The sequence below is a fragment of the Pseudomonas sp. X4 genome (assembly GCF_040784925.1).
In the GTDB taxonomy this organism is placed as follows: domain Bacteria; phylum Pseudomonadota; class Gammaproteobacteria; order Pseudomonadales; family Pseudomonadaceae; genus Aquipseudomonas; species Aquipseudomonas putida_Z.
The window spans coordinates 2,238,898-2,259,442 of the sequence record NZ_CP160798.1 but is presented as its reverse complement, the minus strand read 5'-3'; the positions used below and the strand labels follow the sequence as shown (position 1 = coordinate 2,259,442).

Annotated in this window: 14 protein-coding genes; 8 read left to right on the top strand and 6 right to left on the bottom strand. The window is 64.4% G+C overall.

The window, feature by feature from the left end; all coding sequences use genetic code 11:
- Nucleotides 1-3 precede the first annotated feature (3 nt).
- Complete coding sequence (locus tag ABX298_RS09900) at nt 4-1,866, top strand: acetyl-CoA hydrolase/transferase C-terminal domain-containing protein (RefSeq protein ID WP_367394355.1); 1,863 nt, start codon at nt 4-6, stop codon at nt 1,864-1,866.
- Nucleotides 1,867-1,987: 121 nt separating this feature from the next.
- Here the strand turns inward: ABX298_RS09900 and ABX298_RS09895 are convergent, their stop codons facing one another.
- Together ABX298_RS09895 and rep are read right to left on the bottom strand one after the other, a co-directional pair.
- Nucleotides 1,988-2,560 (bottom strand): xanthine phosphoribosyltransferase, encoded by a 573-nt coding sequence (locus tag ABX298_RS09895; RefSeq protein ID WP_003253535.1) that lies wholly within the window; start codon nt 2,558-2,560, stop codon nt 1,988-1,990.
- A 64-nt stretch (nt 2,561-2,624) separates the two neighbouring features.
- Nucleotides 2,625-4,634 (bottom strand): DNA helicase Rep, encoded by a 2,010-nt coding sequence (rep, locus tag ABX298_RS09890; protein WP_025341098.1) that lies wholly within the window; start codon nt 4,632-4,634, stop codon nt 2,625-2,627.
- A gap of 254 nt (nt 4,635-4,888) precedes the next feature.
- Between rep and ABX298_RS09885 the strand changes: the two genes are divergently transcribed.
- Complete coding sequence (locus ABX298_RS09885) at nt 4,889-6,556, top strand: bifunctional diguanylate cyclase/phosphodiesterase (protein ID WP_085664277.1); 1,668 nt, start codon at nt 4,889-4,891, stop codon at nt 6,554-6,556.
- Between the two features lie 100 nt (nt 6,557-6,656).
- Here the strand turns inward: ABX298_RS09885 and ABX298_RS09880 are convergent, their stop codons facing one another.
- Nucleotides 6,657-8,045, bottom strand: a complete 1,389-nt coding sequence (locus ABX298_RS09880) for a NorM family multidrug efflux MATE transporter (protein ID WP_085615941.1) — start codon at nt 8,043-8,045, stop codon at nt 6,657-6,659.
- A 156-nt stretch (nt 8,046-8,201) separates the two neighbouring features.
- Here ABX298_RS09880 and ABX298_RS09875 point away from each other — a divergent pair, with 156 nt between their 5' ends.
- Nucleotides 8,202-9,128 carry a LysR substrate-binding domain-containing protein gene (locus tag ABX298_RS09875; RefSeq protein ID WP_013974772.1) on the top strand — a complete coding sequence of 309 codons (927 nt, stop codon included), beginning with the start codon at nt 8,202-8,204 and terminating at the stop codon, nt 9,126-9,128.
- Nucleotides 9,129-9,322: 194 nt separating this feature from the next.
- Here ABX298_RS09875 and ABX298_RS09870 read toward each other — a convergent pair whose 3' ends face one another.
- Nucleotides 9,323-10,717, bottom strand: coding sequence for a VOC family protein (locus tag ABX298_RS09870; protein WP_286100763.1), 1,395 nt, complete (start codon nt 10,715-10,717; stop codon nt 9,323-9,325).
- A 221-nt stretch (nt 10,718-10,938) separates the two neighbouring features.
- Nucleotides 10,939-11,829 (bottom strand): LysR family transcriptional regulator, encoded by an 891-nt coding sequence (locus tag ABX298_RS09865; RefSeq protein WP_075046749.1) that lies wholly within the window; start codon nt 11,827-11,829, stop codon nt 10,939-10,941.
- Between the two features lie 136 nt (nt 11,830-11,965).
- Here ABX298_RS09865 and ABX298_RS09860 point away from each other — a divergent pair, with 136 nt between their 5' ends.
- Together ABX298_RS09860 and ABX298_RS09855 are read left to right on the top strand one after the other, a co-directional pair.
- Nucleotides 11,966-13,456, top strand: a complete 1,491-nt coding sequence (locus ABX298_RS09860) for an aldehyde dehydrogenase family protein (RefSeq protein ID WP_003253547.1) — start codon at nt 11,966-11,968, stop codon at nt 13,454-13,456.
- Between the two features lie 134 nt (nt 13,457-13,590).
- On the top strand, nt 13,591-14,877 hold the full coding sequence (locus tag ABX298_RS09855) for an FAD-binding oxidoreductase (RefSeq protein ID WP_286100762.1): 1,287 nt from the start codon (nt 13,591-13,593) through the stop codon (nt 14,875-14,877).
- A 93-nt stretch (nt 14,878-14,970) separates the two neighbouring features.
- Here ABX298_RS09855 and ABX298_RS09850 read toward each other — a convergent pair whose 3' ends face one another.
- Entirely contained in the window at nt 14,971-16,398 is a 1,428-nt protein-coding gene (locus ABX298_RS09850; protein ID WP_286100761.1) for a mechanosensitive ion channel family protein, read from the bottom strand.
- 374 nt (nt 16,399-16,772) lie between these two features.
- On the opposite strand from ABX298_RS09850, the gene ABX298_RS09845 reads away from it, so the two are divergent.
- From ABX298_RS09845 to ABX298_RS09835, 3 genes are all read left to right on the top strand, one after another.
- The gene (locus ABX298_RS09845; RefSeq protein WP_286100760.1) at nt 16,773-17,339 is read left to right on the top strand and encodes an antibiotic biosynthesis monooxygenase; all 567 of its coding nucleotides are present in this window, start codon (nt 16,773-16,775) and stop codon (nt 17,337-17,339) included.
- 39 nt (nt 17,340-17,378) lie between these two features.
- Nucleotides 17,379-18,197: an alpha/beta hydrolase gene (locus tag ABX298_RS09840; RefSeq protein ID WP_317408880.1), complete on the top strand. Its 819-nt coding sequence runs from the start codon at nt 17,379-17,381 to the stop codon at nt 18,195-18,197.
- A gap of 377 nt (nt 18,198-18,574) precedes the next feature.
- Complete coding sequence (locus ABX298_RS09835) at nt 18,575-20,416, top strand: amidohydrolase (RefSeq protein WP_367394477.1); 1,842 nt, start codon at nt 18,575-18,577, stop codon at nt 20,414-20,416.
- Nucleotides 20,417-20,545 lie beyond the last annotated feature (129 nt).

The following is a 20,545-nucleotide window of genomic DNA, read 5'->3' as shown; positions in this document are numbered from 1 at the left end:
CCGATGCACCTCTGCTCCATCGACCAGGCTGTCGAGCAAGTCCTGTCGCGCCTGCCAGCCCACATCCACATGGGCCTGCCGCTGGGCCTGGGCAAGCCCAACGCCTTCGTCAATGCGCTTTACGCCCGCATCCGCGATCTGCCCGAACGGCAGCTGACCATCTACACGGCCCTGTCCCTCGGCCGTCCGTCACTGGGTGACGGTTTGCAACGGCGCTTTCTAGAACCCTTTGTCGACCGCGTTTTCGCCGACTACGAAGAACTTGCCTACCTCACCGACCTGCGCAACGACACGTTGCCATCCAACATTCGCGTCGAGCAGTTCTTCATGCAGCCCGGCAGCCTGCTGCACAGCGCGTCGGCCCAGCAGAGCTACATCAGCAGCAACTACAGCCACGCCGCACGCGACATCAACGCCAAGGGCCTGAACCTGATCGCGCAGCTGGTGGCCGCCACGCCCGAGAGGCCGGTGCACCTGAGCCTGGCCTGCAACCCCGACATCACCCTCGACCTGCTGCCGATGATCGCCAAGCGCCGCGCCGCCGGCGAGACCATCCTCATGCTCGGCCAGGTGCATGCTGAGCTGCCTTACATGCCGGGTGACGCCGAGCTACCCATCGATAGGTTCGACCTGCTGATCGATACAGCCGAGCAACGCCGCCTGTTCTCCACGCCGAACATGCCGGTCAACACCCAGGACCACTGCATCGGCCTGCACGCCAGCAGCCTGGTTCGCGACGGCGGCACGCTACAGATCGGCATTGGTGCCATGGGCGATGCGGTAGCTGCCGCATTGCTGGCGCGCCAGGGTGACAACGCCGGTTATCGTGCCGTGCTCGACGCGCTGGGTGCTGGCTCGTGGCAAGCGCTGATCGAACGGGAAGGGGGCCTGGATACCTTCGCCCAAGGCCTGTACGGCTGCAGCGAGATGTTCGTCAACGGCCTGTTGGCGCTGGCCGAAGCGGGCCTGTTGCGGCGCCCGGCGGACGAGCAGGGGGCGGCAGTGCTGCATGGCGGTTTCTTCCTCGGCCCCCAGGCGTTCTACCAGCGCTTGCGCGACATGCCGCTGGAACAGCGCGCACGGTTTGCCATGACGCGTATCAGCTTCATCAACGAGCTGTACGGGCAGGAGGAACTCAAGCGCCGCCAACGCCGTGATGCGCGCTTCATCAACACCGTATTCGGCATGACCCTGCTCGGCGCCGGGGTGGCCGACCAGCTGGAGGATGGCCGGGTACTCAGTGGCGTGGGCGGGCAGTACAACTTCGTCGCCCAGGGCCATGCGCTGGAGGGCGGGCGTTCGATCCTGCTGCTGCGCAGCTGGCGTGAGGCGGGCGGGGAGCTGACCTCGAACCTGTTCTGGAACTATGGCCATTGCACCATCCCCCGGCACCTGCGCGATATCGTGGTGACCGAGTACGGCATCGCCGACCTGCGTGGGCAGACCGACAGCGAGGTGATCGCGCGGTTGCTGGCGGTATGTGATTCACGGTTCCAGCAGGGGCTGATCGAGCAGGCAAAGGATGCCGGCAAGCTGGCCAAAGATTTTCAACTGGAGGCGTGCTTTACCGACAACACGCCGCAGCGGCTGGAGGCGATCAGGGCGCGGCACTCGCGGTTGTTCCCGGAGTATCCGCTGGGCACGGACTTTACGGCTGAAGAGCGGGATTTGCTGCGGGCACTGAACTGGTTGAAGAGCAAGTTCAAGCTGAGCGAGGTGCTGGAGCTGGGCAAGGCAGCGCTGGATGCGCCGGGGCCAGAGGGGTATGCGAGGCATCTTGCGCGGATGCAACTGGATCAGCCGCAGGGGCTGAAGGAAGAGCTTTACCAGCGGTTGCTGCTGGCGGGGTTGGCGGCAACCGGATGAATTGCCGGGGCTGCTTTGCAGCCCATCGCCGGCAAGCCAGCTCCCACAGGTACTGCGCAAGGCTTGGGTCCTGTGAGCTCCCTGTGGGAGCTGGCTTGCCGGCGATAGGGCCGCTACAGGCTTACTCGATGAAGCTGACCACACCACCTTCCAGCGACTTCACCCGGGCCAGCGACTCGACGCGATAGCCCTGGCTGTCCAGCTCGGCACGGCCGCCCTGGAACGACTTTTCGATCACGATACCCAGGCCGGCCACGGTGGCGCCGGCCTGCTTGATGATCGAGATCAGGGCCTGCGACGCCTTGCCGTTGGCCAGGAAGTCGTCGATCACCAGCACGCGGTCGCTGCTGTTGAGGTGACGCGGCGAGATGGCCACGGTGTTCTCGGTCTGCTTGGTGAAGGAATACACCGAGGCGGTCAGCAGGTTCTCGGTCAGGGTCAGCGACTGGTGCTTGCGGGCGAAGATCACCGGCACACCCAGCTTCAGGCCAGTCATCACCGCCGGGGCAATGCCCGAGGCTTCGATGGTGACGATCTTGGTCACGCCCGCGTCGGCGAACAGGCGGGCGAACTCGTCACCGATCAGCTGCATCAGCGCAGGGTCGATCTGGTGGTTGAGAAACGCATCGACTTTGAGAACCTGATCGGAAAGCACGATGCCTTCTTCGCGAATCTTCTGATGCAGTGCTTCCACTTTGTTTTCCTCGATGTAGCAAAGGTGGCCGCAAATAGCGGCAAAGTTAAAGAGTAATGGTTGATCAGCGTTTGAGCATTGCCCGGATATCGGCCAAGGCGTTGTTGCCCCGTGCAGCCTTTACCTCGACCGGCGCATCGTCCAGGCCTTCCCAGGCCAGGTCGTCCGGTGGCAGTTCGTCGAGGAACCGGCTGGGCGTGCAGTCGATGATTTCACCGTACTGCTTGCGCTTGGCGGCGAAGGTGAAGGCCAGGGTCTGGCGCGCGCGGGTGATGCCCACGTAGGCCAGGCGGCGTTCCTCTTCGATGGTGTCGGCCTCGATGCTGGAGCGGTGCGGGAGGATTTCCTCTTCCATGCCCATGATGAACACGTAGGGGAATTCCAGGCCCTTGGAGGCATGCAGGGTCATCATCTGCACACCTTCGGCGTTCTCTTCCTCTTCCTGCTGGCGCTCGAGCATGTCGCGCAGCACCAGCTTGCCGATGGCGTCCTCGATGGTCATGTCACCCTCTTCGTCCTTCTCGAGGGTGTTCTTCAGCGCTTCGACCAGGAACCAGACGTTGCTGATGCGGAACTCGGCAGCCTTGTCGCTGGCGGTCTGCTGGCGGATCCAGTTCTCGTAGTCGATATCGCGGATCATCTCGTGCAGCGCGGCAATCGGGTCTTCGAGGGCAACCTTGTGGCGCACCCCGTCCAGCCAATGCTTGAAGCGCTGCAAGCGCTCGGTATAGCGGGCGTCCAGATGCTCGCCCAGGCCAAGCTCCTCGCTGGCGGCGTACATCGAAATACCGCGCTCGGTGGCGTAGTTGCCGAGCTTTTCCAGGGTAGTGGAGCCGATTTCGCGGCGCGGTACGTTGATCACCCGCAGGTAGGCGTTGTCATCGTCCGGGTTCACCAGCAGGCGCAGGTAGGCCATCAGGTCCTTGACCTCCTGGCGGCCGAAGAAGCTGTTGCCGCCCGACAGGCGATACGGCACCTGGTGGTGCTGCAGCTTCAGTTCGATCAGCTTGGCCTGGTAGTTGCCGCGGTAGAGGATGGCAAAGTCGCTGTACGGGCGGTTGGTGCGCAGGTGCAGGGTGAGGATTTCCATGGCCACGCGTTCGGCCTCGGCTTCCTCGTTCTTGCAGCGGATGACGCGGATCTCGTCGCCCACGCCCATCTCGCTCCACAGCTGCTTCTCGAATGCGTGCGGGTTGTTGGCGATCAGCACGTTGGCGCAGCGCAGGATGCGGCTGGTGGAGCGGTAGTTCTGCTCCAGCATCACCACTTTCAGGGAGGGGTAGTCCTCCTTGAGCAGCATCAGGTTTTCCGGCCGGGCGCCACGCCAGGCGTAGATCGACTGATCGTCGTCGCCTACCACGGTGAACTGGTTGCGCATGCCGATCAGCATCTTCACCAGCAGGTACTGGCTGGCGTTGGTGTCCTGGTATTCGTCCACCAGCAGGTAACGCACGCGGTTCTGCCAGCGCTCCAGCACATCGGGGTGTTCCTGGAACAGCTTGACCGGCAGCAGGATCAAGTCGTCGAAGTCCACCGCGTTGAACGCCTTGAGCGTGCGCTGGTAGTGCGTGTAGACGATTGCTGCGGTCTGCTCGCGCGGGTTGCGCGCCTTCTCCAGGGCTTCGGCGGGCAGGATCAGGTCGTTCTTCCAGGCACCGATCATGTTCTTGATCTCGTCGATGCCGTCGTCGCCGGAGTATTCCTTCTGCATGATGTCCGACAGCAACGCCTTGATGTCGGACTCGTCGAAGATCGAGAAACCCGGCTTGTAGCCCAGGCGCTCGTGCTCCCTGCGGATGATGTTCAAGCCCAGGTTGTGGAACGTGCACACCGTCAGGCCACGGCCTTCCCCCGGGCGCAGCAGGGTGCCGACCCGCTCCTTCATCTCGCGCGCGGCCTTGTTGGTGAAGGTCATCGCCACGATGTACTGGGCACGGATGCCGCAGTTCTGGATGAGGTGGGCAATCTTGCGCGTGATCACGCTGGTCTTGCCCGAGCCTGCACCGGCGAGCACCAAAAGAGGGCCGCCGACATAGTCACGGGCTTCCTGCTGCCGGGGATTGAGTCGGGACATGCTAGAAACCGGGGGTCGCCAGAAAATAGCCGCGCATTCTAACAGGCATGGGGCGTTTGTGGCGCGACCGTCTGACGTCTGAGTCAAATATGTAAACGGGATTTGCCGGCTGGCGCAGTTTCGCGCAGGATGCACGACAAAATACGTCGGGATGCTACACCCGTAAAAACATGTATTAAATTGAAAATCATTTTCATTAATGCAGTAGCATACCTGGCAGTTTCCGTTGCACCGTGAAGCCCTAAGGAGCCCGCTTGTCCACGCCTGTCGAACCATTGCGTTTGCTGCTGTTGGCCGATGAGCCGGAATGGGGGGCGCTGCTACGCGAGTGCACGCCTGCCCTGGGTGGCAGCGCCGTACTGCTGACGGCGCCGAACTGGGAGTCGGTCGACAGCCTGTTCAACCAGGACCGCCAGGCTGTCGTGCTGGCAACACCGGCCCTGCAGCCCGCGCCCGGGCGCTGCGAGTTGCCGACCATCCTGCTGCTCGACCACGAGCCCCAGGTAGCGCCCACCGCTGTCAGCGACTGGCTGGTGCGTGACCAGCTCAATGCCGACACATTGCGCCGTTCGTTGCGCCATGTGCGCGAGCGCGGCGTGCTGGTGGCCACCTTGCAGCGCCTGGCCGAGCAAGACCCGTTGACCGGCATCGCCAACCGCCAGGGTTTCCAGGCCTTGCTGACCGCGCGCCTGGCCGAGAACGACGGCCGTGGCCTTGCCCTCGGCCACTTGGACCTGGACAACTTCCGCCACGTCAACGACGCCCTCGGCCACCAGAGTGGCGACCGCCTGATCCTGCAGGTGGTGGCGCGCCTGAAACAGCAACTGGAGGCGGGTGACCAGCTGGCGCGCCTGGGCAGCGACGAGTTCGCCCTGCTGATCGACACCCGACGCGACCCCAATCGTGCCGAATCGATTGCCGAGCGGATTGTCGAGGCGTTGGCCGAACCCTACTGGATCGACGGTGAAAGCCTGCTGTTGGGCTGCAGCCTGGGCCTGGCCCATGCCCGCGCCCAGGGTGGTGCCGACCCGCTGATGTGGCACGCGCACATCGCCATGCGCCAGGCCAAGGGCAGCCAGGGTTGCACTTTCCATGTGTTCAACGAACGCATCAACCGCAACGCCCGCAGCCTTGCCGACCTGGAAAGCGAACTGCGCCGCGCCCTGCGCCGGGACGAGCTGGAGCTGCATTACCAGCCGCGGTTGAACCTGGCCGACGGGCGCATCGTCGGCCTCGAGGCGCTGGTGCGCTGGCGGCATGCCGAGCGCGGCCTGTTGCCGCCCAGCGAGTTCGTGCCGCTGGCCGAGCAGAGCGGCCTGATCGTGCCGCTGGGCTACTGGGTGATTTCCCGTGCCCTGCGCGACATGCAGGCGCTGTGCGAGCGCGGCCTGGAGCCGCTGCACATGGCGGTCAACCTGAGCTTCCGCCAGTTCCAGGACAGCCAGTTGCTGGCGACCTTGAGCCGCCTGATTCTCGAACATGGCGTTGATGCCCGCTGGCTCGAGTTCGAACTGACCGAAACGGCGGTGATGCGCCGCAACGAACTGGTGCGCCAGACCATGGACGCCCTGGGGCGTCTGGGCGTGCGCTTTTCGCTCGATGATTTCGGTACCGGGTTCTCTTCGTTCGTGCACCTCAACAGCCTGCCGATCACCTTGCTCAAGGTGGACCGCAGCTTTGTCGCGGAAATGGAAATGCGCGAGGAGAACCGCAAGCTGGTGCACGCCATGATCAACCTGGCGCACAACCTCAACCTGGAGGTGGTGGCCGAAGGGGTGGAGAGTGAAGAGCAGATGGCGTTGCTGCGCGGGTTTGGCTGTGACCAGGTTCAAGGCTTCCTGGTCAGCAAGCCGCTGCCGGTGGGGGAGTTGATGGAGTTCTTGCTGCAGGCGACCGGCTGCCAGTTGGGCACAGCCCTTTAGGGCCCTTTCGCGGGTGAACCCGCTCCCACAGGCTTTGCACAGTATTCAGACCCTGCGCAGTCCCTGTGGGAGCGGGTTTACCCGCGAAGAGGCCCGCAAGTCAGGCCGAAGCCGTCGCCGCTCCACCAATCCCGGCCTTGCCCAAAAGCCGCTTCATCCGCCACTCAAAGCCAAAGGTCAGTGCCACCGCCGCACACGCCAGCCCCAACGCCAGCCCCCACCACACCCCGACCGCGCCACCGCCCAGGGTAAAGGTGAACAGCCAGGCGCTCGGCGCCCCCACCAACCAGTAGCACACCAGGCCGATCAGGAAGGTGGTCTTGGCATCCTTCAGCCCACGGATCGAGCCCATCGCGATCGTCTGCATGCCATCGAACAGCTCGAACCACGCAGCCACCATCAGCAACTGCACCGCCAGCTGGAAGATCGCCGCAAATGCCGGGTCGTCACGGTCGATGAACAGCCCCACCAGCGCATCGGGCAGCAGCCAGAACAACGCGGCGAAGGCAAACATGATCATCGCGCCGAAGCCGATGCCCACCCGCCCGGCACTGCGCGCCGCCAGCAGGTTGCCGGCGCCGTAGTACAGCCCCACGCGCATGGTCACCGCATACGACAACCCGGTCGGCACCATGAACGCCGTGGAGACGATCTGCAGGGCGATCTGGTGCGCCGCCAGCTCGGTGCTGCCCAGCACGCCCATGCACAGCGCGGCAAAGGCGAACAGGCCGACTTCCACCATGTAGGTGCCGCCAATCGGCAGGCCCAGCCGCCACAGCTCGCGCAGGGCCGGCAGCGAAGGGCGCGACAGGCCCTTGCGCAGTGGGTAGGCGGTATAGGCCGGGTGCCAGCGGATATACAGCGCCAAGGCAATGGCCATGCCCATCGACACCACCGCGGTGACCAGGCCGATGCCCATCAGGCCCAGCTTGGGCAGGCCGAACATGCCTTCGATCAACGCCACGTTGAACAGGTAGTTGAGTACCGTGCCGACCAGGCTGATGACCATCACCGGGGTCGATCGGCCCAGCGCGCTGGTGAAGCCGCGCAAGGCCATGAAGGTCAGGTAGCCGGGCAGGGCCAGTGGCAGCAGGGTGAGGAATTCGGCGGCCGAGGCAACGTTCTCGGGCTTTTGCCCGAACAGCAGCAGAACCGGCTCAAGGTTCCACAGCACCAGCGCAGCGAACAGCGCCAGGCCCCAGGCCAGCCAAAGGCCACCTTGCGCCAGGCGGGTGGCGCCCTCGATGTCGTTGGCGCCCTTGCGAATGGCCACCAGGGTGCCGACCGCAGCGATCACGCCAAGGCAGAAGATCGACACGAACGAGTAGCTCGCCGCGCCCAGGCCGCCGCCAGCCAGGGCTTGCGGGCTGATGCGGGCCATCATCAGGGTATCGGTCAGCACCATCAGCATGTGCGCCAACTGCGAGGCGATCAGCGGCCCGGCCAGGCGCAGCAAAGCCTTGAGTTCTGTGGTGGGCGCGACATGCATGGGGGCAGTCCTTTTCCTGGGGTGATCAACGAAGGGCGATTCTGAGGCTGTGGTCAACTTTGCACAAAAGGATAAAAGCGATCATTGGCATGAGTCTGACTCATGTATATATGCTTCCCGGTGATTCATTTCACAGCCCCGTATGGCAGGTGCCTCATGTCCCGTCAGCTCCCCCCGCTGTATGCCCTGCGCGCATTCGAAGCCGCCGCGCGGCTAAGCTCCTTCACCCGTGCCGGCGAAGAGCTGTCGATTACCCAGAGCGCGGTCAGCCGGCATATCCGCACGCTGGAGGAGCATTTTGCCTGCCGCCTGTTCGTGCGCAGCGGCCGCAGCCTGCAACTGACCGAAGCGGCGCGGGTGTTGCTGCCCGGTGTGCGTGAAGGCTTTGCCGCGCTGGAACGGGCTTGCGATACCTTGCGCGGTGAGGATGACATCCTGCGCATGAAGGCCCCCTCGACCCTGACCATGCGCTGGTTGCTGGCGCGCCTTAGCCGCTTTCGCCACTTGCAGCCTGGCAACGAAGTGCAGCTGACCAGCGCCTGGATGGATGTCGACCATGTGGACTTCAACCAGGAGCCGTTCGATTGCGCGGTGTTGCTCAGCGACGGGGTGTTCCCGCCGGAATGGGAAGTGCGCAGGTTGTTCCCGGAGCTGCTGATCCCCGTGGGTGCGCCGGACCTGCTCGACGAGGAACCCTGGGACGAGCGTCGGCTGGCCTGCATCGAGCTGCTGCACCCCACGGTGGACAAGCGCGACTGGCGGGAGTGGTTGGAGCGCATGGGGCTGAGTGACAAGGTTTCACTCAAGGGCGGGCAGGTGTTCGACACCCTGGAGCTGGGTATGATTGCCGCTGCGCGTGGCTATGGCATTTCCATGGGTGATTTGCTGATGGTGGCCGAGGATGTCGCGCAGGGGCGCTTGAGCCTGCCTTGGCCGACGGCGGTGCCCAGCGGGATGGATTATTACCTGGTATGGCCGCGCACTCGGCCAGGGGGCGAGCGATTGCGGCGTTTGAGCGCGTTTCTGGAAGAGGAGGTGGCGGCGATGGATTTGCCGGATGTGCAGATCCTGCCGGCCCTTTGATCGCCTGTACCGGCCTCTTCGCGGGCTTGCCCGCTCCCACAGGTTTGGGAGCAACTGTCTGTGTTGCCTGCCCTGGCCTCATCGCCGGCAAGCCAGCTCCCACAGGGACTGCATTTGCCTCAGGCTCGATGCGATCCTGTGGGAGCTGGCTTGCCGGCGATAGGGCCGCGAAGCGGCCCCTGCGATCTACAGCCTTACATCGAGCCCAGGTTCAAAGCCTGTGCACACGCCTGCAGCGACCGACGCTCGCTTTGCGCATACAGCGCCAGCTCATCCTGCACCTGCAGCCCCAGCGCCGCTTCGAACGCATCGCGGTTGGCGTTGCTGCCGTACTCGGCCTGCGCATCGTCACCCAGGTTGGACTGGAAGATCCCCGCCGCGCTCACCGGCAGGAAGTCCTCGTACACCAACGCCTCGAAGTGCACATGGCCAGCCTCGATCAGCCCTTCCAGTGTGGTCGGGCGGCCGTCCTGGTCGCGCGCAGCCAGGCCTTTCTCGGTGGCGAAGTAGCGGAAGTAGGCCAGCCCTTGTTCACGCATCTGTGCCAGGTCATCCGGGAATTCGGCAAAGGTGTCCTTCAGCAACGCCATGTAGCGTTCGGCATTGGCCTCGGCCGGGGCGCCACCCAGGGCGGCGCGGGTGGCGTCGAGCAGCTTGTCGTACAGCTGGCGACCTTTCGGCGTCAGCGCCGCACCGCGTTGCTCGATCTCGCCGAAGCGCGCGGTATGGCTGCCTTCGCTGCCCTGCTGGTCGCTGAACGCGACCTTTTCCTGCAGGGCCTTGAAGCTGGTCTGGCGCAACAGGATCGGGTGGCGGCGGGTGGGTGGGCCTTCGACCACGGCCTTTGGCGGGATGCCCTTGGCCGGCATGCCAAGCTGGATTGCATCGATGTCCAGGGTGCGCGGGGTCAGGTGGTTGATGTGTGGGCCCTTGAAGGCCACCACATCGGCGATCAGGCGGTGCTGGTCGTGCAACTGCTGGTACTGCTCGGCAGTGACAGTGGCGTCATGGTGCCAGCGGAAGGTGTGCAGCGCTTCCCGCACGAACGCTTCGGCATCGGCGGCGTTCAGGCCACCATCGCGCTCGCATTGGGCGATCAGTTCGAGGGCACGGGCGGTGAAGATCTGGCGCTTGGCCAGGATGCTCTCTGCCAGCTCGCGCAGTTGCGGGTTGTCGATCAGCTCCAGGCGCAGCAGCGAGGTGAACACGCGGAACGGGCTGACGTGCAGCGACTGCTCATGCACCGCGCGGAAGGCGGTGGAATGCACCGGCACGCCAGCGGAACTGAGGTCGTAGTAGCCGACCGGCTGCATGCCCATGACCGCGAACAACCGGGCGATGGTGGCCAGCTCTGCGGCGGTGCCCACACGGATGGCGCCGTGGCGCTCCTGATCAAGGCGCTCGATTTCGCCGGTCCAGCGCAGGGCCTCGGCAACCTCGGGTTGCTGGGCCATGACCTGCTGGTTGATTTCGCTCACCAGCTCCAGCAGCGTGCCGTACAGGGGCACTTCCTGTTTGTACATGAGCGACATGGCGGCAGAGAACTGCGCGCGGATGCTGTCGGGGCTGACGAAATCGTGGGCGGGCATCGCTAGCTTCCTGGTTGGGTTCGGACGCTTACATGAAAGCTGGGAATGCACTTTGCTCACAAGCGAAAAAAAGTGAGTGTGTCATTCCTTTTTTGATCGACCTCAAGGGCCCTATCGCCGGCAAGCCAGCTCCCACAGGTTGGACACAGGATTCAGCAATTGTGGAGCTCCCTGTGGGAGCTGGCTTGCCGGCGATGGGCCGCAAAGCGGCCCCGGCATTCTCAAGCCTGAAGCTGCTCACGAATCCATTCCACCAACGCCCTTACCTTGGGCACCTCCGCCGCATGCTCGGCATACGCCAGGTAATGCGCCCCGGCACTGCGCATCGCATGGTTCCACGGCACCACCAAACTCCCCTCGGCCAGCTCCTTTGCCGCCAGGTAGCGCGGCACCAACGCCACCCCGCACCCGGCCTGCGCCGCGCTCAAGGCCATGTAGAAGGTATCGAAGCGCGGCCCGTGGTAGGCGCTGACGCTCTGCAAGCCCAGCTCCAGGAACCACTCGTGCCAGGCTTCTGGCCGCGAGGTGCTCTGCAGCAGCACCAGTTCGGCCAGCTCCCCGGCATCGTTCAGTTCACGCCCGGCCAGCAACTCCGGCGCGCACACTGGCACCACCTCCTCACCGAACAGCTCCACGCAGGTGGCCCCCGGCCAGGTGCCCTGGCCATAGAAGAACACCACGTCCGCCGAGCCCTGCAGCAGGGCGAACGGTTCCATCTCGTTGCGGATGTCCAGGTGGATGTTGCTGTGGCGCTTGCCAAAGCCCTTGAGGTGCGGGATCAACCAGCGCACGCCAAAACTCGGCTGAGTGGCTACCTTCAATATCTCGGTCTGCTCGCCGTAGGTGAGCACGTAGCGGCTGGACATATCCACCTGGGTGAGGATCTTGTTGACCTCGGCCAGGTACAGGCTGCCCGCCGGCGTCAGCTGCAGGCGGCGACGGATACGCAGGAACAGGTGGTGGCGCAGCATGTCTTCAAGCTGCGCCACCTGCTTGCTGACCGCGCTCTGGGTCAGGTGCAGCTCTTCGGCGGCACGGGTAAAGCTCAAATGGCGGGCTGCAGCTTCGAAGCACTGCAGGGCGGTCATGGAGGGCACCAGGCGTTTGGACATAGCGGTCTCTGCGGCTCAAATCATTACCTGACGGAATGATATGCGGAATAAAGGTCGTTTGTTGCACCGGTGTGATCGGATTAATACTGATCCACATCATTTTTCCACCCCATCACCCGATGTAGGAGATGCACAAATGGTTGCTGGACTGCTCGAGCGCCTTGGCGTTGCTGCCGAGGCTTACACCCAGGGCGACTACCCTGTTCACACGCCGATCGACGGCAGCCAGATCGCCTCGGTGAAACTGCTCGGCAAGGCCGAGACCATCGCCCGCATCGATCAGGCCCAGAGCGCCTTCGAAGCCTGGCGCAGCGTGCCGGCCCCGCGCCGTGGCGAGCTGGTGCGCCTGTTCGGCGAAGTGCTGCGTGAGCACAAGGCCGACCTCGGCGAGCTGGTTTCGATCGAAGCCGGCAAGATCACCCAGGAAGGCCTGGGCGAAGTGCAGGAAATGATCGACATCTGCGACTTCGCCGTTGGCCTGTCGCGCCAGCTGTACGGCCTGACCATCGCTTCCGAGCGCCCTGGCCACCACATGCGTGAAACCTGGCACCCGCTGGGCGTGGTCGGCGTGATCAGCGCCTTCAACTTCCCGGTCGCAGTCTGGGCCTGGAACACCGCCCTGGCCCTGGTCGCCGGTAACTCGGTGGTATGGAAACCGTCCGAGAAGACCCCGCTGACCGCCCTGGCCTGCCAGGCGCTGTTCGAAAAAGCACTGAAAGCCTTCGGTGATGCCCCGGCTGGCCTGGCACAACTGGTGATCGGCGGCCGTGAAGCCGGCGAAGCCATGGTCGACGACCCGCGCGTACCGCTGGTCAGCGCCACCGGCAGCACCCGCATGGGGCGCGAAGTCGGCCCACGTGTGGCTGCCCGCTTCGGCCGCAGCATCCTCGAACTGGGCGGCAACAACGCCATGATCCTGGCCCCGAGCGCCGACCTCGACCTGGCCGTGCGTGGCATCCTGTTCTCCGCAGTCGGCACCGCCGGCCAGCGTTGCACCACCCTGCGCCGCCTGATCGTGCACCGTTCGATCAAGGACGAAGTGGTTGCCCGTGTCAAAGCCGCCTACGGCAAGGTGCGCATCGGTGACCCACGCAAGGACAACCTGGTGGGCCCGCTGATCGACAAGCAGTCGTTCGACGCCATGCAGGGCGCGCTGGCCAAGGCCCGCGACGAAGGTGGCCAGGTATTTGGTGGCGAGCGTCAGCTGGCCGACCAGTACCCGAACGCCTACTACGTATCGCCTGCCATCGCCGAAATGCCGGCGCAGAGCGACGTGGTGCGCCACGAAACCTTCGCCCCGATCCTGTACGTGCTGGCCTACGACGACTTCGAAGAGGCCCTGCGCCTGAACAACGAAGTGCCACAAGGCCTGTCGTCGTGCATCTTCACCACCGACATCCGTGAGGCCGAACGCTTCCAGAGCGCCTCGGGCAGCGACTGCGGCATCGCCAACGTCAACATCGGCACCAGCGGCGCCGAGATCGGCGGTGCGTTCGGTGGCGAGAAGGAGACTGGCGGTGGCCGTGAGTCCGGTTCGGATGCCTGGAAAGGCTACATGCGTCGCCAGACCAACACCGTGAACTACTCGCGCGAACTGCCGTTGGCGCAGGGTATCGTGTTCGACTGATGTCCGCAGGCGGGGGCTTTGCCCCCGTTTCGCCGGCAAGCCAGCTCCCACAGGGATCGTAATCTGTGGGAGCTGGCTTGCCGGCGATGGGCTGCAAAGCAGCCCCAACAAGAACAAATTGCTGGAGCCGGGCCATGTCCGAACTGCGTCAAGAATGCTTGTGGGAATTCGTCAGCAAACCGACCGTCGCCGCCCAGGCCTTGGCCGGTGAGCACAAGGCCGATGTCTGCGTGATCGGTGGCGGCATTACCGGCCTGTCGGCGGCCATCCACCTGCTCGAACAGGGCAAGTCGGTGATCCTGCTGGAGGCCTGGAAGATCGGTCACGGTGGCTCCGGGCGCAACGTCGGCCTGGTCAACGCCGGTACCTGGATCCGCCCCGACGATGTCGAGGCCACCCTCGGCTTGCAGCAGGGCAGCCGCCTGAACAAGGTGCTCGGCGAAGCCCCGGCCGAAGTGTTCGCCATGATCGAACGCCTTGGCATCGACTGCCAGGCCCAGCACAAAGGCACGCTGCACATGGCGCACAACGCCACCGGTATCGCCGACCTCGAGGCCCGCCACGAACAATGGCGCCGCCGTGGTGCCGATGTGGAGCTGCTGACCGGCGCCCAATGCCAGGAATACTGCGGCACCGACAAGATTTCCGCCGCGCTGCTCGACCGCCGCGCCGGCACCATCAACCCCATGGGCTACACCCAGGGCCTGGCCGCAGCGGTGGCACGCCTGGGTGGCAAGCTGTTCCAGCAGTCTTCGGTCGAAGGCCTGGAGCGTGACGGCGATGCCTGGCGGGTGAAGACCGCACGTGGTTCGGTGCGCGCCGACAAGGTGGTGATTTCCACCGGCGCCTACACCGAAGGCGACTGGAGCAACCTGCAGAAGCAGTTTTTCCGTGGTTACTACTACCAGGTGGCGTCCAAGCCGTTGCAGGGCGCTGCAGCCGACAAGGTGCTGCCACATGGCCAAGGCTCGTGGGACACCCGCACCGTGCTCAGCAGCATCCGTCGCGACGACCAGGGCCGCCTGCTGCTCGGCAGCCTGGGCCGGGTCGACAACAAGCCGGCCTGGTTCGTGCGCAGCTGGGCCGACCGCATCCAGAGCCACTATTACCCGGAGCTGGGCAAGGTCGATTGGGAAATGCACTGGACCGGTTGCATCGACTTCACCCCAGACCACCTGATGCGCCTGTTCGAACCGGCGCCGGGGCTGGTGGCGGTGACCGGCTACAACGGGCGGGGCAATACTACCGGGACCGTGATTGGCCGGGCGTTTGCCGAGTTCCTGCTGAAGGGGGAGGCGGGCAGTCTGCCGATTCCGTTTTCGCCGATGAAGGGCGTGAGTGCGCCCTCGCTGCGCACTGCGTTCTACGAGTCCGGGTTCTCGCTTTACCACGCGGGGCAATGCTTGAGAGTTGTGTTGTAAATACAGGCCTCTTCGCGGGCATGCCCGCTCCCACAGTGAGTGCTGTGGTGGACATGTGGGAGCGGGCGCGCCCGCGAAGAGGCCGGCACAGGCTTACTTGTGCAACCAGCTGAGAAAGCCGCCCTTCTTGATCGAAACCGGCTTCTGCAGCAACAACGACTCCCGGCTCTGCCGCCGAAACCGTTGCAACTTGCTCAAGGCCGTTTGCACATCGCCGCGTTGCACCAGGCAGCTCTTCACCTGTTCCTTGTCGATCCGATACAGCACGCAACCGGTCAGCGTGCGGAACTCGGCCAGCGATTCCTCTTCGTCGATGATTCCTTCGATCCCCAGCACCTCGCCCGGCCCCATGCGCCCGGCCTCGACCAGCTTGTCGCCATCGCGGATCGACGCCGAAACCACCCCGCTGCCAATCACCAGCAAATGATCGGAATGCTCGCCCACGCCCAGGATTACCTGGTCGGCCAGGTATTCCACCGCCGTCATGCGCTGGCTAAGCGCATCGCGCTCTTCCGCGCTCAGCGAGCGGAACACCCGCACCTCGTCCAGCACCTCGCGCTGGCGGCTGCGTGGTGGCATGGCCAGGTCGGTGTTCCACATCACCCCACTGGCCTCCAGGTGCCGGTGGGCCAGGTCGAACAGCTGGTTGCGCGCGTCGCCCTTGGCGCCCGCGTCGGCCACGAAGCCACTGGCTTCGTACTCCACTGATTCCAGCGTCGAGGCTTTCACCGTCACCTTTGGTCTTGGTGTAGCCAGGATGGCACTGACGCCTTGCAAGGCTTTTTCCAGAGCATCGAACACCCGTTTGGGCCGCACCTTGGCCGGTACCACCACGTTGACCGACACCCCGTGCACATCGGCAGGGCGGCTGTGGTTGAGCAGCCGGGCCTTGGCCGCCACCGAGTTGGGGATTACCGCCAGGCTGCCGGTGCTGGTGAGCAGGCGGGTGGCACGCCAGTCGATTTCCAGCACCTTGCCTTCGGTGCTGTCGATGGAGATCGAGTCGCCAATCTGATACGGCCGCGTGGTGTTCAGGATGATGCCACTGAACACGTCGGCCAGTGTGCTCTGCAGCGCCAGGCCGATGACGATGGCCATTACCCCCGACGTGGCCAGCAGGCCCTTGACCGGCAACTGCAACACATAGCCTGCGGCAGCGACCACGGCAGCCAGGAAGATCAGCGCCCCCAGCACATCCTGCAGCAAACGCCCGCCATGGCTGCCGCGGGCCACCAGCAACAGGCCGAACACCACCGTCACCGTGCGTGCGCCGAACAGCCACCAGCCGATCGCCAGTACCGTGGCGATCAGGTTGCGCGAGACATCATCGGGCCAGGGTGGTGGTTGCAGCGGGCTCATGCCGGCAGCCACCAGCACCGAGCTGAACAGCAGGAACAGCACCAGCCGCGCGCCGATGCGCCAGGCCCGGTGCTGGAGAGGGATCAGTTGCCAGAGCACGAGGTCGAGCAGGATCAGGGCGGTGCCGAGCAACAACGGGTATGACTGGATGAACGCCAGCATGGTGGTCTCGGGTGAGGGGAGGGCTGTGGGTAGTAATAGAGCAGGTTGGCCGGGCAGGCAATGGGGCCTGTGCCGGCTTATTCGCGGCTAAAGCCGCTCCCACAGGTACTGCGCACGATTCAAATCCAGCGCAATCCCTGTGGGAGCGGCTTTAGCCGCGAAAGGGCCGGTCGAGCCCATGCAAAACCATCGTTCATAAAACAGAACGCTAGAGCCAAAAACCGCTATCTACCGCCAGAAAGGTCATGGTTTTAATCTTCTCCACATGCACGGGCACCGCCAGCCGGTGCCCGCCAAGGCAGCACACCTGTCCAATCCAGCGCCCGTCCGCCGTTGCACAGTGGATGCGGGCAAGCTCATCCCAAGGAACGCCGATGAACACCACACCCCAAGACAACCGCAACGTTGTGACCCTGGTCATCCAGCACAAGGTTCGCGCCACTTCGCTGGCGGCCTACGAAGCATGGCTCAAGCGCACGGTCAGCACCGCGCGCCGCCAGCCGGGGCACCTGGACGTCAACGTCATCCGCCCTGACGACGGCGGGCTGCATTTCACCACCGTGGTGCGCTTCGCCGATGCCAGCCTGCTGCAAGCCTGGGTCAACTCGGCCGAGCGCCAGACACTGGTCAGCGAAGTACTGCCGCTGCTCGAGGGCGGTGACCATACCCAGGTGCACGACGACCCGGAATTCTGGTTCACCCCGCCGAGCACCACCGCAGCGCAACCGCCGCGCTGGAAGCAGGCGCTGCTGACCTACCTGGTGATCTGCCCGATGACCATGATCATTCCACAACTGCTGGCGCCGCTGTTCGCACGCTTCCCGCAGCTGGGTGGCGCGATCACCAGCAACCTGATCGTCAACCTGTTCGTCATCCTGCCCGTGGTGTTCTACATCATGCCTTGGGTAACCCGCCGCTGCGCCAACTGGCTGCGTGGCTGAGCCAGGCCTTTACCTCGACATTTTCAAGGAGATACCGACATGAGCACGTTCGTTACCCGCGATGGCACTTCGATCTACTTCAAGGACTGGGGCAGCGGCAAACCTGTGCTGTTCAGCCACGGCTGGCCACTGGATGCCGACATGTGGGATTCGCAGATGGAATTCCTGGCCAGCCGCGGCTACCGCGCCATCGCCTTCGACCGCCGTGGTTTCGGCCGTTCGAGCCAGCCATGGAATGGCTACGACTACGACACCTTCGCCGATGACATCGCCCAGCTGATCGAACACCTCGACCTGCGCGACGTGACCTTGGTGGGCTTCTCGATGGGTGGCGGCGACGTCAGCCGCTACATCGCCCGCCACGGCAGCGAGCGGGTGGCCGGGCTGGTGCTGCTGGGCGCGGTGACGCCGGTGTTCGGCAAGCGTGACGACAACCCTGAAGGTGTCGACCTGTCGGTGTTCGAGGGTATCCGCGCCGGCCTGCGTGCCGACCGGGCGCAGTTCATCGCCGATTTCGCCGCGCCATTCTATGGCATCAACCATGGGCAGCAGGTGTCCCAGGGTGTGCAGACCCAGACCCTGAACATTGCGCTGATGGCATCGATCAAGGGCACCCTGGATTGCGTGACCGCGTTCTCCGAAACCGACTTCCGCCCGGATATGGCCAAGATCGATGTGCCAACCCTGGTGATCCACGGTGACGACGACCAGATCGTGCCGTTCGAGAGCACCGGCAAGCGGGCGGCGGAGCTGATTCGCGGGGCTGAGCTGAAGGTGTACGCGGGGGCGCCGCACGGGTTTGCGGTGACCCATGCACAGCAACTCAACCAAGACTTGCTGGCGTTCCTTCAGAAGTAACTGTGCTGGGGCATTCGCGGGCGCGCCCGCTCCCACAGGGGATACCACAGTCTTCAAGGCCGGTGGTGTCCCTGTGGGAGCGGGTTCACCCGCGAAGAGGCCAGCCCAGGCAGCACAAATGCTGAACAGGGCTAACCTTCAACAACCCACCGCACATCCATCCAAGCCTTGCCCCTACACCAACCGGCATGCTCCGCAGTTGCGCCTGCCCGCTGCCGCACCAGACGGAGAACCCCATGTCCCAGGACCGCAACGACAAGACCCGTCGCCAGTTCCTCGCCACCAGTACCGTGCTCGGTGCCGCCGGCGCGCTCTGGTCCGCATTGCCTTTTACCGGTTCCGCCGGTTCCGCTCACGCATCCACCCAAGGAGGTTCCATGACCGCCGACCTGATTCTGTTCAACGGCAAACTGCACACCGTTGATCGTGAAAAGCCCACCGCGACCGCTGTCGCCATCAAGGATGGCCGTTTCATCGCCGTGGGCAACGACGCCGAAGCCATGGCCCACAAGGGCGCCACCACGCAGATCATCGACCTCAAGCAGCGTACGGTCATCCCTGGCCTGAACGACTCGCACCTGCACCTGATCCGTGGTGGCCTGAACTACAACCTGGAGCTGCGCTGGGAAGGCGTGCCTTCGGTGGCCGATGCCCTGCGCATGCTCAAGGACCAGGCTGCGCGTACGCCGACCCCGCAGTGGGTGCGCGTGGTCGGTGGCTGGAACGAGTTCCAGTTCGCCGAAAAACGCATGCCCACCCTGGAAGAAATCAACCAGGCCGCACCTGACACCCCGGTATTCCTGCTGCACCTGTATGACCGCGCACTGCTCAACCGCGCCGCGCTCAAGGCCGTCGGCTACACCAAGGACACGCCCAACCCGCCGGGCGGCGAGATCCAGCGTGACAAGTTCGGCAACCCGACCGGCATGCTCATCGCCCGCCCCAACGCGATGATCCTCTACGCCACCCTGGCCAAGGGGCCGAAGCTGCCGCTGGAATACCAGGTCAACTCCACCCGCCAGTTCATGCGCGAGCTCAACCGCCTGGGCCTGACCAGCGCCATCGATGCCGGTGGTGGCTACCAGAACTACCCGGACGACTATCAGGTGATCCAGGAGCTGGCCGACAACAACCAGCTGACCGTGCGCATTGCCTACAACCTGTTCACCCAGAAGCCCAAGGAAGAGCTGGACGACTTCCGCAAGTGGACCTCCAGCGTGAAGCTGCACAGCGGTACCGACTTCCTGCGCCACAATGGCGCCGGCGAGATGCTGGTGTTCTCCGCCGCCGACTTCGAGGACTTCCTCGAACCGCGCCCGGACCTGCCGCAAACCATGGAACAAGAACTGGAGCCGGTGGTACGCCACCTGGTCGAACAGCGCTGGCCGTTCCGCCTGCATGCCACCTACAACGAATCGATCACGCGCATGCTCGACGTGTTCGAGAAGGTCAACCGCGATATCCCGTTCAATGGCCTGCCGTGGTTCTTCGACCACGCCGAAACCATCACCCCGCAGAACATCGAGCGAGTGCGTGCGCTGGGCGGCGGTATCGCCATCCAGGACCGCATGGCCTTCCAGGGTGAGTATTTTGTCGACCGCTACGGTGCCAAGGCTGCCGAGCAGACCCCGCCAATCAAGCGCATGCTCGACATGGGCGTGCCGGTGGGCGCCGGTACCGACGCCACTCGCGTGTCCAGCTACAACCCGTGGACTTCGCTGTACTGGCTGGTCAGCGGCAAGACCGTCGGTGGCATGGAACTGTACCCGGAAGGCCTCAGCCGTGACACCGCGCTGCAGCTGTTCACCCAGGGCAGCGCCTGGTTCTCCAGCGAGCAGGGCAAGAAAGGCCAGATCAAGGTGGGCCAGCTGGCCGACCTGGCGGCGCTGTCGCTGGACTTCTTCAGTGTCGATGAAGAGGCGATCAAGGGCATCGAGTCGGTGCTGACGGTGGTCGACGGCAAGGTGGTGTATGGCGCGGCGGAATTCGACAAGCTCGGCCCGCCCCTGGTGCCGGTGCTGCCGGAGTGGTCGCCGGTGACCAAGGTGCCGGGCCACTGGCGCGTGGGCACGCCATCGCTGGCAGCGGTGGCGCACCAGTGTGTCGGGCCTTGCGGGGTGCATGCACACAGCCATGAGAAGGCACGGCATTCGAATGTGCCGGTGAATGACTTCCAGGGCTTCTGGGGGGCGTTGGGTTGTTCGTGCTTTGCTTTCTAAGCTGAGCTGATGTGAAAAAGGGGGCCAGTTATTGGCCCCCTTTTTTGTTCCTTCTGTGCTGGCCCTATCGCCGGCAAGCCAGCTCCCACAGGTACTGCACAGCCCTCAGGACCTGTGGAGACCTTGTGG